This window comes from Nakamurella antarctica, from assembly GCF_003860405.1.
GTDB classification, from domain to species: domain Bacteria; phylum Actinomycetota; class Actinomycetes; order Mycobacteriales; family Nakamurellaceae; genus Nakamurella; species Nakamurella antarctica.
The window spans coordinates 949,853-966,249 of sequence record NZ_CP034170.1; the positions used below are offsets into that span (position 1 = coordinate 949,853).

At 61.4% G+C, this 16,397-nt stretch carries 14 protein-coding genes and 2 pseudogenes; 13 read left to right on the plus strand and 3 right to left on the minus strand.

All coding sequences use genetic code 11. From position 1 onward, the window contains the following. The first annotated feature begins 97 nt into the window (after positions 1–97). The 4 genes from EH165_RS04155 (at position 98) to EH165_RS04170 (ending at position 3,130) form a co-directional block, all read left to right on the plus strand. The gene (locus EH165_RS04155) at positions 98–334 is read left to right on the plus strand and encodes a type II toxin-antitoxin system Phd/YefM family antitoxin (protein ID WP_124798159.1); all 237 of its coding nucleotides are present in this window, start codon (positions 98–100) and stop codon (positions 332–334) included. Next, entirely contained in the window at positions 331–702 is a 372-nt protein-coding gene (locus EH165_RS04160) for a type II toxin-antitoxin system VapC family toxin (protein ID WP_124798160.1), read from the plus strand. The genes EH165_RS04155 and EH165_RS04160 overlap by 4 nt, the downstream gene beginning before the upstream one ends. Before the next feature lie 264 nt (positions 703–966). Continuing rightward, entirely contained in the window at positions 967–2,454 is a 1,488-nt protein-coding gene (gene ahcY, locus EH165_RS04165; protein WP_124798161.1) for an adenosylhomocysteinase, read from the plus strand. A 28-nt stretch (positions 2,455–2,482) separates the two neighbouring features. After that, on the plus strand, positions 2,483–3,130 hold the full coding sequence (locus EH165_RS04170) for a dTMP kinase (RefSeq protein ID WP_124798162.1): 648 nt from the start codon (positions 2,483–2,485) through the stop codon (positions 3,128–3,130). A 62-nt stretch (positions 3,131–3,192) separates the two neighbouring features. Here the strand turns inward: EH165_RS04170 and EH165_RS04175 are convergent, their stop codons facing one another. Next, positions 3,193–4,056 (minus strand): hypothetical protein, encoded by an 864-nt coding sequence (locus tag EH165_RS04175; protein WP_124798163.1) that lies wholly within the window; start codon positions 4,054–4,056, stop codon positions 3,193–3,195. Positions 4,057–4,166: 110 nt separating this feature from the next. On the opposite strand from EH165_RS04175, the gene mtrA reads away from it, so the two are divergent. From mtrA to secA, 8 genes and pseudogenes are all read left to right on the plus strand, one after another. Next, positions 4,167–4,844, plus strand: coding sequence for an MtrAB system response regulator MtrA (gene mtrA, locus EH165_RS04180; protein WP_124798164.1), 678 nt, complete (start codon positions 4,167–4,169; stop codon positions 4,842–4,844). A 79-nt stretch (positions 4,845–4,923) separates the two neighbouring features. Then, the gene (gene mtrB, locus EH165_RS04185) at positions 4,924–6,918 is read left to right on the plus strand and encodes an MtrAB system histidine kinase MtrB (RefSeq protein ID WP_124798165.1); all 1,995 of its coding nucleotides are present in this window, start codon (positions 4,924–4,926) and stop codon (positions 6,916–6,918) included. A gap of 53 nt (positions 6,919–6,971) precedes the next feature. Beyond that, positions 6,972–7,826, plus strand: a pseudogene (locus tag EH165_RS16975) (LpqB family beta-propeller domain-containing protein); the annotation flags it as partial. Between the two features lie 353 nt (positions 7,827–8,179). Further along, positions 8,180–8,311 (plus strand): annotated as a pseudogene (locus tag EH165_RS16770) (hypothetical protein); the annotation flags it as partial. Between the two features lie 6 nt (positions 8,312–8,317). Further along, a complete protein-coding gene (locus EH165_RS04195; protein ID WP_206426099.1) occupies positions 8,318–8,791 on the plus strand; it encodes a hypothetical protein in 474 nt (157 codons plus the stop codon). A 246-nt stretch (positions 8,792–9,037) separates the two neighbouring features. Next, entirely contained in the window at positions 9,038–9,562 is a 525-nt protein-coding gene (locus tag EH165_RS04200) for a ComF family protein (protein WP_206426100.1), read from the plus strand. A gap of 246 nt (positions 9,563–9,808) precedes the next feature. After that, positions 9,809–10,453: a ribosome hibernation-promoting factor, HPF/YfiA family gene (hpf, locus tag EH165_RS04205; RefSeq protein ID WP_124798168.1), complete on the plus strand. Its 645-nt coding sequence runs from the start codon at positions 9,809–9,811 to the stop codon at positions 10,451–10,453. 328 nt (positions 10,454–10,781) lie between these two features. Beyond that, positions 10,782–13,658, plus strand: coding sequence for a preprotein translocase subunit SecA (gene secA / locus EH165_RS04210; protein WP_124798169.1), 2,877 nt, complete (start codon positions 10,782–10,784; stop codon positions 13,656–13,658). 104 nt (positions 13,659–13,762) lie between these two features. Here secA and EH165_RS16775 read toward each other — a convergent pair whose 3' ends face one another. Both EH165_RS16775 and EH165_RS04215 read right to left on the minus strand, forming a co-directional pair. After that, complete coding sequence (locus EH165_RS16775) at positions 13,763–14,569, minus strand: Rv3235 family protein (protein WP_422392117.1); 807 nt, start codon at positions 14,567–14,569, stop codon at positions 13,763–13,765. Positions 14,570–14,639: 70 nt separating this feature from the next. Next, positions 14,640–15,665 carry a LysM peptidoglycan-binding domain-containing protein gene (locus tag EH165_RS04215; RefSeq protein ID WP_124798170.1) on the minus strand — a complete coding sequence of 342 codons (1,026 nt, stop codon included), beginning with the start codon at positions 15,663–15,665 and terminating at the stop codon, positions 14,640–14,642. Between the two features lie 157 nt (positions 15,666–15,822). Between EH165_RS04215 and EH165_RS04220 the strand changes: the two genes are divergently transcribed. Beyond that, positions 15,823–16,380, plus strand: coding sequence for a hypothetical protein (locus EH165_RS04220; RefSeq protein WP_124798171.1), 558 nt, complete (start codon positions 15,823–15,825; stop codon positions 16,378–16,380). Positions 16,381–16,397 lie beyond the last annotated feature (17 nt).

Consider the following 16,397-nt stretch of genomic DNA (forward strand, 5'->3'; position numbering starts at 1 on the left):
GCGGGCGCGTCGAGTCCCATCATCGTGATCCCGATTCGAGATCTGATGCGACTTGACTAGACCTAGTCAAGTCAAGTCAAGTGACGATAATGGGCCAATGGCGGAGACAGTAAACATTTATGACGCAAAAGCGCGCCTCTCTCAACTCATCGCTCAGGTCGAGGCTGGCGAGATCATCACCCTCGCGCGAAATGGGAAACCAGTAGCTCTGCTGACTCCGCTAGGCACCATTCGTCCTGATCGGGTTTCAGGGTCCCTGAAGGGCATGATCGTCATTGCTGAAGGCTTCGATGACCTTGGCCTCGGCGAAGACGAGCAGGGGTATGGCGAATGAAGGTTCTCGTTGACACCCACGTACTGCTTTGGTGGCTTAGCGGGGATGACGCACTCTCGGGATCGCACCGGGAAATCCTCACCGATGGCAGCAACAAAATTTTTGTATCCTCAGTGACGGTTGCCGAGATCTCGATCAAGCGCTCGGTGGGGAAACTGACGGTGCCGGAGGGAATAGCCAGCGCGATTCTCGACGCTGGCTTTGACGAACTTCTATTTACATTCGGGCATGCGGAACTGTTGCGGGCGCTGCCCTTTCACCACCGTGACCCGTTCGACCGGATGCTGATCGCCCAATGTCAGGCGGAAGCCCTGAAGTTCGCGACCGTCGACCCGCGAATGGCGCCGTACGACCTCTCCGTTGTCTAGCAGCATGTGTGGTGCCCGCCGAGTGGTCACCCAGCCCCGGAAAATTGGCGCATCCCGGGTGTGAGCGACCACTCGGCAGAATGTAGGCAGGATCGGCGGGCACGGAGGCGTTATCAAGGCCGGAACGGGCCCCAGGCCGCCCCAGCCGGTATCCTGAAGCCTGACATGCACGCCCCGCGGGGGCGTCCGGTGCAGGGTGAGATCCCGAGTCCGGCCGAAGCGCCGCGATAACGCGGCGCCACACCGTTGAGGGAGTGGACTGAAGTGACGTCAACCATCCCGGCCCCAGTGGCCGACCGCATTGGCAATCTGGACTTTAAGGTTGCCGACCTGTCGCTGGCCGAATACGGCCGCAAGGAAATCAAGCTAGCCGAGCACGAGATGCCGGGCCTGATGGCGTTGCGCCGTGAGTACGCAGAGGTGCAGCCGCTCAAGGGCGCCCGGATAGCCGGCTCCTTGCATATGACGGTCCAAACCGCAGTGTTGATCGAGACCCTCGTCAGCCTCGGCGCCGACGTGCGCTGGGTGTCCTGCAACATCTTTTCGACCCAGGACCATGCCGCGGCAGCCACCGTCGTAGGCCCCACTGGTTCCCCCGAAGAGCCCAAGGGTGTCTCGGTGTACGCGTGGAAGGGCGAGACCCTCCCGGAGTACTGGTGGTGCACCGATCAAATGCTGCGCTGGCCGGCAGGCGATGAGACAGTGACCGGACCCAACATGATCCTGGATGACGGCGGCGACGTCACCATGTTGGTGCACAAGGGACTTCAGTACGAAACCGCAGGAGTTGTCCCGTCCGCTGACGAATCAGATTCCGAAGAATGGACCGTCATCCTCGACCTGCTCCGCGAGTCGCTGAAGACAGATGCCACCTACTTCACCCGGATGGGCCCGAACATCCTGGGCGTCACCGAGGAGACCACCACCGGTGTGCTGCGCCTGTACCAACTCGCTGCCGCCGGCGAGCTCTTGTTCCCGGCCATTAACGTCAACGACTCTGTCACCAAGAGCAAGTTCGACAACAAGTACGGCTGCCGGCACTCCCTGATCGACGGCCTCAACCGCGCCACCGACGTCCTCATCGGCGGCAAGGTAGCCCTGATCGCTGGCTACGGCGACGTCGGAAAGGGCAGCGCCGAGTCCCTGCGCGGCCAGGGCGCACGCGTCATCATCGCGGAGACCGACCCGATCTGCGCGCTGCAGGCCCTCATGGACGGTTACCAGGTCGGCACCATCGACGACCTGATCGGCGACGCCGACTTCGTCATCACCACCACCGGCAACAAGGACATCATCACGACCCAACACATGTTGGCGATGAAGCACCAGGCGATCCTTGGCAACATCGGCCACTTCGATAATGAGATCGATATGGCAGGCCTTGCAAGGATTCCTGGGATTTCCAAGATGGAAATCAAGCCCCAGGTCCACCTGTGGACATTCCCGAGTGGCCGCACCATGCTTGTACTGTCCGAAGGTCGCCTGCTCAACCTGGGCAACGCGACTGGACACCCGTCCTTCGTGATGTCTGCGTCGTTCTCCAACCAGGTGATCGCGCAGATCGAGCTGTACACCAAGCGCAACGAGTACGACCTCGAGGTTTACCGCCTGCCCAAGGCTCTGGACGAGAAGGTTGCCAAGATCCACGTCGAGGCACTCGGTGGCAAGCTCACCAAGCTCACCAAGGAGCAGGCCGAGTACATCGGCGTCGATGTCGAAGGCCCGTACAAGGCAGATCACTACCGCTACTAGCAGTTCGAGCACGCAAAGGGGGACCGCGGTGGGCAGGCTGATCGTTGTCGAAGGACTCGACGGATCGGGTAAAGCAACGCTCACCGCGAGCTTGGCCCGCAAGTGGGGTGAGCAGGGCAGAACCGTTGCCCGGCTTGCATTCCCGCGGTACGGAATGAGTGTCCACGCGGATCTAGTGAAAGACGCGCTGTATGGCCGACTCGGAGATCTCTCCGAGTCGGTCTACGGCCCGGCATTGCTTTTTGCGCTGGATCGCCAAGGCGCTGCCGAAGACATTGAAGCGGCCCTTGCGGAGAATGACATCGTTCTGCTTGACCGATACATCAGCTCCAACGCGGCCTACGGCAGCGCTCGCCTCGGCGGGCCCGCACACCCCAATGACTTCGCGCAGTGGGTCGCGGACCTCGAAGTCGATCGGTTTGAGATCCCGCGCCCGGACCTGCAGATCCTGCTTGACGTGCCGGTGCTTCTTGCCGCCGCACGTGCACGCGGTCGGGCCGCGGGAGACAATAACCGTGCGCTGGATAGCTTTGAATCAGACAGCGCGTTGCAAGCGCGCACGGCTGCGATGTATGCCGAACTTGCTGCAGGGCAGTATCTTTCGCCGTGGCGAATCTTGAAGCCGGAGGCAGATGGGTCCGTCGCCATCCCGGCAGATCTGCTCGGACCGGCCTAGCCGACACCCGTGCGGGATGACCCCGGTCCACACCTGCCCAGACTCCTACCGGAGATCGCTATTTACTGGCGTGCATCAGCGGCCGCCTGCAGGGTAGTGGCCAGGTTCTCCTTGCGCATCCTTGCGTCGATGTACAGCAATGCGATGACACCGGATGTCCAAGGCGTCATAAACGCACTGATGAGCGCGCTAACGCCTAGGCTCAGAGCGAGTGATCCGAGATCGGTGGGTATCGGCAGCACCACCATCGACACGATGAATCCGACCCCCACCGTGATGGATGCGGCGCCGAGAATGCGCCACCGCAGCCCGGAGCTCAGTCGCCAGGATCGCCGCAGCGAATCCCGCACCCCGCTCTTCTCCATCACAGAAATTGGCACGGCAAACGTGGTTGCTGCAAAGATGATGATTCCTGGGATCACGAGGAGGAATATGCCGAGAGCGGTTGCTGCAACGGTGATCACAGTAATGAGAACTAAGGAAAGCCACCTCCCGCGGAGTCTCTCGCGCAATCCAGCCAGGTTAACCCGGCGGCCCAGGGACGCCTCGGTGGCGTACACGGTTGTGATCCCAGAAATGATGCAGTTACCCAGTACGCCCACGATCAAGGAAATCAGCAGCGGCAGGTAGACCGCGCTCGGGATAGAAGTGGACGTTCCATCGGCAATGTTTTGCACCCAGCTGCCGTCGAAGTAGGCGGCGCGGCTATCCAAGTTCGCGACCACCAAAAATTCAGTGGCGGCTCCCAGCGCGCTGACGAGCAGCGCCAAGGGCAGCAAGACCGCTGCGTGCGTTCGCACCAGCACCACAGCAGAGGTCAATATTTCGCTGATTCCCAATGGTCGAAGCGGTATCAACCCAGGCCACGGCGCTCCGAGGTGGTCGATGTGCTTTTTGGGATCGGGGGTATGAGGAGTTGATGTCACCTGGCAATCGTGTCATGATCTCGGCCGCTCCGGGCTCGCGTCGAAGCTGCCCGACTCGCCCGGATTGCCCTCATCTGCACCCATCAGTCCGCGGGTGGCACCATAGGGGGATGAGATCGCGCGTTTTAGTAGTGGATGACGACCCGGCGTTGGCAGAAATGCTCACGATTGTGCTGCGTGGGGAGGGATTCGATACCGCCGTTGTTCGCGACGGCGCCAAGGCAGTGGAAGCTTTCCGCGAAACCCACCCCGATCTGATCCTGCTCGACCTGATGCTCCCAGGGACATCCGGGCTGGAGGTCTGCAAGGAGATCCGCGCCGAGTCCGGCGTGCCGATCATCATGTTGACCGCGAAGACAGACACCGTTGATGTCGTACTCGGGCTTGAGGCGGGCGCTGACGATTACGTCATGAAACCGTTTAAGCCGAAGGAACTCACGGCCCGGATCCGGGCCCGTCTGCGCCAGACCGATGTGGGGGCTGCTGAACGCCTTCGAGTGGCTGACATTGATATCGACGTCCCTGGCCACCAGGTGATCCGAGACGGTGAGCAGATTGCGCTGACGCCACTGGAATTTGACCTGCTCGTTGCGTTAGCTCGCAAACCCCGGCAGGTTTTCACCCGTGAGGTGTTGCTGGAGCAGGTCTGGGGTTACCGTCACGCCGCCGATACCCGTTTGGTCAACGTGCATGTTCAGCGTCTGCGTTCGAAGATCGAAAAGGATCCAGAGCGCCCCGAGGTGGTCCTTACCGTCAGGGGGGTCGGCTACAAGGCGGGTTCGCTGTAGCTGGCAGCATCGCGAAATCAACTGCGAGAGGGCGACGGTGGGAGATGGCAGCTCAACCCGCCGAGGATAATGACGATTGATGAGTAAGAAGCTGCCGAGGGACGACTTTGACGACGTGCCCACTGGGCCGATCGATCTGTCAGCTGTGCGCGCCGAGCTCGCGGCCGAAAGTTCACCGGGGTCCCGCAGCCGGGGGTCCCGCAGCCCCGGGTCACCCAAGCAGTCGCGGGCGGCCTTCTCACGTCGACGGTTTAAAGAACTCTTGTTTTTTTGTGCCCGATCCTTGAGGGTCCGCGTCATCGTTGCCACCTTTATCCTGTCCGGCGTTGTCATCGTCGCTCTGGGGTTTGTGTTGCAGAACGAGATCACCAGTCGGCTTCTGGAAAACAAGCGCGACGCCGCTATCGCTGAATCCGAGGCGCTTCGCCCTGATGTCGGCGCAGCCTTGGATGGCGCGGACACCGACCCCAGCCAGCTCAAGCGATTGATGAACCGGACGCTGGACGTGCTAACGGTGCCCGGAACCGCCGACAGCACCTCGCAGGGTTCCACGGCAGGTGTCTACGAACCGGCGCTGGCCTCTACGCGGGGACTTGTCGGCGAAGTCGATGTGGGGCCAATCGCCGATGTTCCTGCTGCGCTTCGGCAGCGGGTGGTGGAGGGCTATTTGTCGACGCAATACACCTCCGTGGTTCGGAACGGATCGACGGTACCCGCACTCGTCGTGGGGGTACCGGTGGTAGCCCGCGGTGACACCACATTCGAGCTCTATCTGATCTATTTGCTGACCGCCGAAACCGGGTCGGTAGCAGTGGTGCAAAATCTGCTCCTTGCCGGTGGTGGTGTGCTGGTGGTCCTGCTGACCGGTATCGCCGCTCTCATTGCGCACCAAGTCGTTCGGCCCGTTCAGTTGGCCTCCGCCGCAGCCGGACGGCTAGCGGCAGGCGCACTCGACGAGCGAATGCCGGTGCAGGGGCCCATCGAGATCTCCCAACTCGCAGGATCTTTCAATGGAATGGCCGAGGCGATCAAGGTTCAGATTCGGCAACTCGAAGAATTTGGCGCACTGCAGCGACGGTTCACCTCAGATGTTTCCCACGAGCTTCGGACGCCGCTGACGACAGTTCGGATGGCAGCGGACCTCTTATTCGACGCCCGCGCCGACCTCCCGTCCTATCTGACCCGTTCTACAGAGTTGATGGTGGACGAACTTGACAGGTTCGAAGATCTGCTGGCAGATCTCTTGGAGATCAGCCGATACGACGCGGGGATGGCGGAGCTCAGCGCCGAACCCATCGACTTGCGTTCAACGATCGCCAACAGCGTTGCCGCCGTGCGGACCATCGCCGACAATGCTGGCGTTCACATCGTGGTTGACGTTCCAGAGGCTCCCACGCACAGCGAGATCGATTCCCGCCGAATCGAGCGCATCTTGCGAAACCTCTTGGCGAACGCCATCGATCACGCGGAGGGCAACCCCATCCTGATCCAGCTCGCAGCGGATAGTCAGGCTGCGGCCATCTCGGTCACCGATAGCGGAGTGGGACTCAATCCTGGGGAGGCCGGCTTGGTCTTCAACAGATTCTGGCGGGCCGACCCGTCACGGCAGCGTCAAACGGGCGGAACGGGCTTGGGCCTGGCCATCGCCATGGAGGATGCCAAGCTGCACGGAGGTTGGTTGCAGGCGTACGGACGCCCCGGAGTCGGCTCACGCTTCCGGCTAACGTTGCCCAGAGTGAGTGGCACACTGCTCACCGAGTCGCCGCTACCGCTGGCACCCGAAGAATCCGGCGCAGAAGGTGAATCTGAGGACCACACCAGATTCGCCGCCTCCTCGCCGGAACGTCGTTATTTGGAGGACGGTTTGACCTTCGCAGCAGTCTCGCCGGTGGCTCTCGTTGCGTCAGCTGCGGCAGAGCAGCCCAGCATCGTTTTGAAGGCACACATGCCAGCAGAAACTGCGTGGGCACGCTCTCAGCACAACTATGACCCCGAGCCAGCCGCACTCCATGATTCTGGCCTGGACACAGACGCGGAACCTTCTCTGGACGAAGAGCGGAGGGGGACGGTATGACGCACTACCCGTCTCGCGCACAGCAGCGTTCGTGGAAGACGGTAGCGCTGGGGATGCTGATCGCTGCGACTGTGGGTCTTGCGAGCTGTACGGGCGTGCCCTCCGCCGGCGCCCCGGTGGATTACACGCAGCTGCCGGGCGCGGGACCTGCGGCTAATCCCGTGAACGTCGCGCCGGGGCTGACCCCGTTGGAAATCGTGCGCGGCTTCTACCAAGAAGCTATCAAAGTCGACCAGGACCAATATTTGACCTCAGCCCGGGCGTACCTGACGACAGCAGCCAAGGCGAGTTGGCAATTGGCTGATACCAGCAGCAGGGTCATAATTTTAGCGGCCAACCCGCGCATCGAACCTGACGCGAAGGATGAAAATAAAGTTCTTCTGAGCGGGGTCACGGACGGCTATCTGGAGGCTGATGGTTCTTATCAGTCCACTGAAAGCCTGGGGTATCAGGTGACGATGACCTTGGCCCAAGAGGACGGTCAGTGGCGAATCGACACCCTACCCGCCGATCTCATCATGACGGTGGCCGATTTCAACGTTGCTTACACGCAACGCGAGGTCTACTTTCTCGACCACACGGCCTCCGTTGTTGTTCCTGACCGGCGCTGGATCGTGAATGCGAATCAGCAGCAACCCGAACTCGTCGCGGACCTTCTGGTGGACAAAATGCTGCAGGGGCCCAGCGCATTCCTCAAACCAGCTGTGCGGAGCGAGTTCTCGGGTCTGCGGGTTAGCAAAAACATTAAGGCCAATGATCAATCCGTGCTGCAGGTGGACCTGCAGGTGGACACGGCTACCATCAGCGCCCGCCCGCAGTTCACCGCAGCCACGCGCAGAGCGCTTGCGGCGCAATTGGTGTACACACTCTCCCGCGACGCGGTGAACATCGCGATCACTCTGGACGGTGAGCCGCTGGATCCCAAACAGCCGGTGTGGACCGCGAGCTCGCTGAGTTCGTTCAACCCGAGCGCTGTCCCGGGAACCGATGCTGCGCCGGTGCAGGGCTACTACGTGGCAGAGGGTGGGATCGCGTCGCTGGACGGACAACCGGTGTGGGGTAATGCCGGCAGCGGTTACCTCAACCTGACCCAAGCGGCGATGTCCGCGTCCACCGGTGCGCTCGCTGCAGTCGGGGCGACTGGCGACGAATACAGGTTCTATATAGGCGCCCCCTGGAGCGGGAGTCTCTGGAGGTCAGATACACCTCGGCTGCTCCCATTACCGCCCCCAGCTTCAACCGCACCGGTGACGAGGCGTGGATTCTCGTCAACGGTGCGACCAAACCTTCGGTGCAGCGGATGCTCACTTCGGGTTCCCTTTTGCCGGTGGATAGCGCCGCGCTGGCATCAATCAAGGGCCCGTTTACCGCGCTCGCGCTTTCGCCCGACGGTGTTCGAGTGGCCCTCATCGCCGGTCAGCAGCTCTATATGGCTGTCATCGTCTATTCCGACGGGGCAGACGTAAGCGGCGATGGCGCCAGCAGCGGCGAACCGAACGGCTCGCCTGTTGGGCCCGCTGGCGGTCTCGGCTCGAAGGCGACGATCCTGAACGTCACCAACATCCGTTCCGAGCTCCAGGTGGCCTCTATTGCTTGGCAGGACCCTCTCAATCTTCTGGTGGCTGGTTTTGACAGCTCCACCAGCCCCTACCGAATTGTCTTTTCCATCGGCTTAGACGGCAGGCGGCGGACCGCTCTGAGCACCAAGGGACTCATCGGCGACGTCACGGCCATCGGTGCAGGCACCCCGACGCTGGTCGCGTTCGAAGGGCGAATTTGGGCTCTTGTCGGCGAGGATTCGAGCGCCAGTTGGGAAACCGCTGGGTCGTTTGGGCAAGTTCTCACCGGTACGTATCCGTTTTATCCCAGGTAGAAAATTCTCGGGGGGCGGATATCCACAAGGCGGATTCGATCCACATCGGCATCCGAGGCTGCCCGCTCGCCCCGGTGGGGGTGCATCCTTCACAGCGTGATCAAGACGGTTCTCGACCTAGTGCTGCCCCGCACCTGTCCCGGCTGCGGAGCTCCAGTGCCGTGGTGTGCCAACTGCGCGTCGACGCTGTCCGCAAGGCCGCGCCGAGTGCTCGTGCCTGAGTCGTCAGCGATCAGCCTCCCACCCGTGTACGCATTCGCCAGGTACCGGGGGCCGGTGCGCGCTGCTGTCCTGGCGGGGAAGGAAAAAGGTCGCCGCGACCTACCGGCGCTTCTGGGGGAGTCGTTGGGATTGGGCGTACTGAGGCTGCTCAGTATCTCCGTGCTCACTACGCCGCTATGGCTGGTTCCGGCTCCCTCTCGGGCGTGGGCTGCACGGGCTCGCGGCGGTGACCCGGTAACCGCTATGGCGGTGGCGGCAGCCTCGATTCTCTCTCGTCACGGGTCAAATGTGGGAGTAGCGCCCTGTTTGTCGACATCGCGGGCAGCGCGGGACTCCGTGGGTTTGGATGCTGCAAGCCGAGTACGTAACCTGCGGGGCCGGATAATCTGCGACGTGAGAGCTTGCCCCCCGCCCGGCGCTGCCGTGGTGCTGGTCGATGATGTCTTCACCACGGGTGCCACGAGCGCCATTGCGAGCGAGGCCCTAGCCCAATTCCAATTGTCGGTGCAGGCGATTCTTGTCCTTGCCACCGCCGCGCCATTTAGCTGATCCGAAGGTGCTGCCACCCAAGCCCTGCTAGGAGTGAGACCGCAGAAAACTGTTCTCGGTAAAAATGTTTTTACGATGGGCTGGGGCCGGTCTATGCGTTCGTTGAAGGGTCGAGTAGTTTGGGCTGGACATCCCGGATTCTTCTGGCGAGCGTCGAGCCCGGCAGGATGTTTCGGGATCGAAGTTCCATTTGCATGGGTGCACCGACTGCTGAGGTCGGGCAAAGGCTAACGCCAGGAGGCAAAAGTGGACATCGTTGTGACCGGACGTAATGTCGAAGTCCCGGAGCACTACCGCGCCAAGGTCGCGGACAAACTCGATCGCTTGGAACGCTACGACTCCAAAATCGTGCGAGCCGAGATCGAACTTGCCCATGAGACGAATCGCCGGCAGGCCAAAGTTTGCCAAAAGGTCGAAATCACCCTGGTGACCAAGGGCCCCGCCGTTCGCGCTGAGGGCAAGGGAGAAAATTTCTACGCCGCCCTCGAAAAGGCCGTGGACAAGCTAGAGACTCGGGCCCGGCGAGCGGCGGATCGCCGGCACGATAAGCAGCACGAGCGAACACCGATCAGTGCGATGGTGGCCCCAGACGAGGCCCTGCTGGCGCTACCAGAGACCAGCAGCGTCGATGAGAGCGCTGATCACCGTGACCACAGCGCGTTTTCCGATGAGTTAGATGACTCCGATTTCGCACAAGGCGCCGACGGTGGTCCAGGCCGGGTGGTTCGCGTGAAGGATCACCCAGCAGAACCAATTACCGTCGATCAAGCCTTGTTCCAAATGGAACTTGTCGGGCATGACTTTTACCTTTTCAATGACGCTGATACCAGCTTGCCGACGGTGGTTTATCGTCGACACGGCTTCGACTACGGGCTGCTGCGGCTTTCCTGACGCAGGGTGCGAAGGCTGGGAGGCTGAGCGCTGAGAGACGCGCTGTGGGTGTGGGCAAAGGCCGTGACGGTGGCCGCTAGGGTGATTCCATCAGCCGGTAGCTGAGAGGAAGCAGCATTGCGGACCGGCCATCACGGCTTTTGCGCGAATTGGGCCTGACGCCCGTGGGTCATTGGCCCCAATGCGCGGACGCTCATCACGATTGCGCCTACCATGGACAGGCCGGGGTTGCCCTCGGTTGATGGGCCTTTTGCACGTCCAGTGCCTCACCACACGGGTGGTGGTTGCTGACCAAACGAAAATTCACGAATGACGACAGGGTGAACACGTGGTTCTGTCCCGACTGCTGCGCGCAGGCGAATCCAAGACGGTCAAGCGACTGCGATCAATCGCTGACCACATCAACCAGCTCGAGGCTGATTATGTCGACCTCAGCGATGCCGAACTGCGGGAGTTGACCGACAAGTTCAAACAACGCGTCGCCGACGGTGAGACCTTGGACGACCTGCTGCCTGAGGCGTTTGCAGTGGTCCGCGAGGCTGCCAAGCGCACGCTGGGCCAGCGACACTTCGATGTCCAGCTCATGGGCGGCGCCGCGCTGCACTTGGGAAACATCGCAGAGATGAAAACAGGTGAGGGCAAGACACTCGTGTCCACCCTGCCTGCGTATTTAAATGCGCTGTCCGGCAAGGGCGTGCACGTGGTCACCACGAACGACTATCTCGCCAAGCGAGACAGCGAGTGGATGGGGCGCGTCCACCGCTTCCTGGGCCTGAAGGTCGATGTAATTTTGTCGCAACTTTCGCCAGCCGAGCGCAAGATCGCCTATGAAGCCGACATCACCTACGGCACCAACAACGAGTTTGGGTTCGACTACCTGCGCGACAATATGGCGTGGGGCCATGATGGTCTCGTCCAGCGTGGCCATCATTTCGCAGTGATCGACGAAGTTGACTCGATCCTCATCGACGAGGCCCGGACACCCCTTATTATTTCGGGACCGTCAGACCAGTCTTCCAAGTGGTACAGCGAATTTGCTCGGCTTGTCCCGCGGTTGAAGAAGGAAGCCGACTACGAGGTCGACGAATCCAAGCGCACCGTGGGTGTCAGTGAAGAAGGCGTCGCCAAGATTGAGCAAGCGTTGGGGATCGACAACCTCTACGAATCCGTCAACACCCCGCTGGTCGGATTCTTGAACAACGCGCTCAAGGCCAAAGAGCTCTACAAGAAAGACCGCGACTACATCGTGGTCTCCGGCGAAGTCCTGATCGTGGACGAGTTCACAGGCCGCGTGCTGCATGGCCGTCGTTACAACGAGGGTATGCACCAGGCCATCGAGGCTAAAGAAGGCGTGGAAATCAAGGCAGAGAATCAGACCTTGGCCACCATTACTTTGCAGAACTACTTCCGACTCTACGAGCGCCTTTCCGGTATGACGGGAACAGCGCAGACCGAGGCCGCCGAGCTGTCCCAGACTTATGGTCTCGGTGTGGTGCCGATTCCGTCGAACAAGCCAGTGGTCCGTCTCGATGAGGCGGACATGATCTATAAGTCCGAAGACGCCAAGTTTGATGCGGTCGTCACCGATATTGAGTCTCGGCACCAAAACGGTCAGCCGGTGCTCATCGGAACCGCCAGCGTGGAGAAATCCGAGCTGCTCAGCAAAAAGCTGCTCCGCGCTGGAATCCCGCATGAGGTGCTCAACGCCAAGAATCACGCACGAGAAGCGGCCATCATCGCCCAAGCTGGCCGGGCCGGATCCGTCACTGTCGCCACCAACATGGCTGGCCGTGGCACCGACATTATTCTGGGTGGCAACATCGAATTCGCGGCTGACATCGCATTACGCGACAAGGGACTGAGCCCCACTGAAACCCCGGAAGAGTACGAGGCCGGGTGGCTTGATGCTGTGGAAGAAGCCACCAAGAAAACCAAATCAGAAGCGGAAAAGGTCCGTAAAGCGGGTGGCCTTTACGTTCTGGGAACCGAGCGGCACGAGTCCCGCCGCATCGACAACCAGCTGCGGGGGCGCTCCGGCCGTCAGGGGGATCCTGGCGAATCGCGGTTCTACCTCTCGCTGGGCGATGACTTGATGCGCAGGGTCGGCGGTCAGACCGTAGAAATGCTGATGACCAGGTTGCGGATGCCCGAGGACATGCCGATCGAACACAGCTTTGTGTCGAAGGCAATCAAGAATGCCCAGACTCAGGTTGAACAGCAGAACTTTGAGATCCGCAAGAACGTCCTCAAGTACGACGAGGTGATGAACAAGCAGCGCACCGTCATCTATGAAGAGCGTCGCCGCGTCCTTGCTGGCGAGGACCTGCACCAGCAGGTCCAGAACATGGTTACCGACGTGGTGAACGCCTATGTGGTCTCAGCTACCGGTACCGGGTACGCCGAGGACTGGGACACGGACACTCTCTGGGCTGCGCTCAAGACCCTGTACCCGATCAGTGTGACGCCTGAGTCGATCGCCAAGGAGCATGGAGAACTCAGCGCCGAAACCGTCAAGGCCGCTGTCTTGGCCGATGCCCGCGAGGCTTATGCCAAGCGGGAAGAAACGCTGTCCGCACCCATTACCCGTGAACTTGAACGTCGCGTGGTGCTGTCGGTTTTGGATCGCAAATGGCGCGAACATCTCTACGAAATGGACTACCTCAAAGAGGGCATTGGATTGCGGGCGATGGCTCAGCGTGATCCGCTGGTCGAATATCAACGTGAAGGTTTCGACATGTTCCAGTCGATGTTGGAGGCGTTGAAAGAGGAGTCGGTTGGCTTCCTCTACAACCTGCAAGTTCAGGTAACTCAGCCGGGCGAACAAGCTCCTAGCCAAGTGAGCCAAGCCCCCCAGGTATCTTCCACCCAAGGCGCAGCGGCGGCACCAGCGGCGGCGCCGGTTGTCCAGCAGCGCCGCAGGCGCCCGATGGAGGCCCTGCCGACCCAGCAGAAGGCAGCGGTTGCTCCCGCTGCAGATTCTGCCCCGGTATCGTTGCGGGCCAAAGGTTTAGGTGCCCCGGTGGGTAAGCAGCAAGCGTTGACGTATTCCGGACCTAGCGAATCTGGCGGAACCGAGACCACCGGCACCACCAAGTCAAAGTCTGGAAACAGTGGGGCTGATAAGGAAGTCGGCCGAAACGCGCCGTGCCCGTGTGGCTCCGGCAAGAAGTACAAACAGTGCCACGGACGCCCCAGCGGCGAGTGACAATGGCTAGGACGCCCCGCCACCGAAGGAGATCACATTCCACGGCTGGCGGGGCGTTCTGTCTTAACGGAAGTCGCATTCCACGGCTGGCGGGGCGTCCGGCTTTAGCCGATCTGCAGGGCGGTAATTCGCCATCTGCCGTCGATGCCCTGCAGCCTGAATGCAAGAGCTGCGGTGCGTTCTTGACGCCGAAACACCGCACAGGCCTCCACAACGCCGTCGGCGGGTTCGCTAGAGCGCACGGACACAAGCCGGGGCGGCGTGCCTGCCGGCGTGATCATTCGAGCCAGACCGGCGAAAACCGTTGGAGCACAATGGACTCGTAGCTGGGCTAGTTGGCGATAACCTGTCATTACCTCGACCACCGCGCGGGAAAGGACTCCCGCGATTTCACGAGCGGGGGGTAGATCTCGAGTTGGCGTCCGAGTAATACCGCAGTCCGATTCCTCAGACCAACTTGGCACCATCGCATCTATGACGGTCGTAGGCGCCGCTGGCCCTGATTTGACGCCAGCCGACTGCTGGGAAGTAGGTGCGGCCCAACGTGGGGCACTATCTGTCAAAGTTGCTGGTGCACAAGCCTTTGCGTTCGCTGCGGGTGCGGCTTCTCGAACCTGGACCGCAGAAAAGGTCCCTGGTGAATGCGCCGTCACCCCGCGAGGTGGAGGGCTCGGAGCTGCACGCCGGGACGGCTCAGAAAGTGGCTGGAATCGGGAGCTCGGTGGGGCACCGCGCCCCACAGGACCTCGCGGCCATCCAGCGTTCGCGGGATCGTCGTCGAAGGGCGGTTCGCATGCGGGGACAGCGCACAGGTAAGGGCGCGTGGTGACGAGCGTGCGAGGTTGGTGCTCATCCCTGGGCGGTAGCGGAGAACTTAGTAGGGCAGTGGTGTTGAAGGCTGCTGTAGTCATGATGGTTCGCAATCACTAGGAAACGAGGTGACACGTGGTTGGGTGAAGGAGGCGCGCCTCGGGCCGGGAATCATGCGCTCACCGTCGGTGGCATCAGTTTCATTCCGACGTCGATCGCGTCAGGGGAGGGGCCGATCACGGTGCTATTCGCGACATACCATGCCCGCCAACAACTATCGATTTGTTCGTCGCTGGCCCCCGGGGAGAGGTGGTCGGCCGCTATCGACCACAAAGAGTCGCCGGCCAGGACGGTGACGGGGTCTAACGATGTCGCCCCTTCGATCAGAGGGTCTGCGGCGTCGGCAGTGCTGGTGTCACCAGCGCCGCCAGCAAGATCGGTGGCGCCCGAGACCGCTGCCTTTGCTCCGTCGATTCCGTCGGGTGAGGTGGCCTGCGTCGCTGGCGATGTAGGCCAGTCGACGTCAGCAAGTGGAGGAGGTGGTGTTGGCCCGACTTCTGCGGCAGCCGGTTGCGCATCTTGGATGGCAGGCGCTGCCTCGATGCCAACCTGATTAGCCGCCGATGGCCAATCCGCGTTCCACAGGAATGTTTGACGATCAGGTGGGACCCCGCCCGGCCCTGCGTGGCCTAGTGACTCCTCGCCGGCGGTGGCGCTCGCGGATTGGGGTGCTACGAGCGAGAAGCTGTCGTTGTTTGACGCGGGTGCGCACGCTGTGAGGCCTGCCACCGCCCCGGTGCCGATCGCCATCAGAAGCATGCGTCTGGCGGCCAGGGGTGTGACGCGCCGTAGGAGTGCACCCGCGACGACAGCAGAAGTTCGGGGCAGCGCGGTCACCATCAGCGCTAGGCCAGCGCTGAGCGTCAACCAGCAAAGCAGCAACCACACGGTAGCGCAAGCGAGCAGCAGAATTGCGGTCTCGAGGGCTGCATTCGCGCCGTGAACAGCAGTTATGTCCGAGCTTCCAGTGCCCGCGTAAAGGAGTGCGCTCGGCGAGGGCAACTGGGTGGTGATGGCAAGCAGTAGTGCGACCGTCCCTGCAAACGTGGCACGAGCGGACCACGTCTGATGGCGGGGGGTACTGATGTGCTTCTGCGGAGCATGCTGCGAATGATGGTGTATGACATCGTTTGACATAATTTGAAGTAAATAGGTGACGATGAACTGCTGTCAAGGACGGTGGGCGGCTTAACTGAATCGCCCCGTTATCTCGTACTCGTCGGTTCCGTGCGATTAATCCTCATTGAGAACTGCGCATTGACGTGAAGCGCAAAATCTGGTTCGGTGTGGCGTCATGCGCTGGGAACATCTTTTTGCTGACCTCGAGTACCAACTCGCAGAACTGGAGCAGGCCCAGGATCGCTCCGAATTGGCGGATGCCGAACGGGTAGCCGTCGGAGCCGTGAGACTTGTCGAGCGGCTCGCGGGGTCGGTGGGATCGCCGATTCGAATCGGATTGTCCTCCGGAGGCGCCGCATCAGGGGTGCTAATTCGGGCCGGAGTCGATTGGTTGCTGGTGAACGAAAGTCATGGGGTGGACCTGATGGTCTCGCATGCAGCCGTGAATTTCGTGGAAGGTTTGAGGGCGGCTACCGGTGCCGCGCCATCCGGAATTGCCACCAAACTAGATTTCCGCAGAGCACTTCGGGCCGTGGCGCGCGATCGTTCACCCGTCACTGTGTCACTCGGGGGTGGAGGGGAAATTGCTGGCACGCTGGATCGTGTCGGCGCAGATTTCATTGAGGTGGCAGTCCATGCGCCTTGGGAGAGTAGGCGTTCTGCGGCTGTGCAGTCCGTAGTAACGGTTCCGCTAGCTGCAGTGGAGGTGGTGCGCGCCAGGCCTCTGGGTTAACCCCAGATCGGACCGGC

Bases quoted from the DNA above. Each gene is read 5' to 3' on its own strand.
- EH165_RS04215 (WP_124798170.1), bottom strand. From the start codon at position 15,665: ATGTCAAACGATGTCATACACCATCATTCGCAGCATGCTCCGCAGAAG.
- mtrB (WP_124798165.1), top strand. From the start codon at position 4,924: ATGAGTAAGAAGCTGCCGAGGGACGACTTTGACGACGTGCCCACTGGG.
- EH165_RS04220 (WP_124798171.1), top strand. From the start codon at position 15,823: ATGCGCTGGGAACATCTTTTTGCTGACCTCGAGTACCAACTCGCAGAA.
- EH165_RS04160 (WP_124798160.1), top strand. From the start codon at position 331: ATGAAGGTTCTCGTTGACACCCACGTACTGCTTTGGTGGCTTAGCGGG.
- EH165_RS04155 (WP_124798159.1), top strand. From the start codon at position 98: ATGGCGGAGACAGTAAACATTTATGACGCAAAAGCGCGCCTCTCTCAA.
- mtrA (WP_124798164.1), top strand. From the start codon at position 4,167: ATGAGATCGCGCGTTTTAGTAGTGGATGACGACCCGGCGTTGGCAGAA.
- EH165_RS16775 (WP_422392117.1), bottom strand. From the start codon at position 14,569: ATGACTACAGCAGCCTTCAACACCACTGCCCTACTAAGTTCTCCGCTA.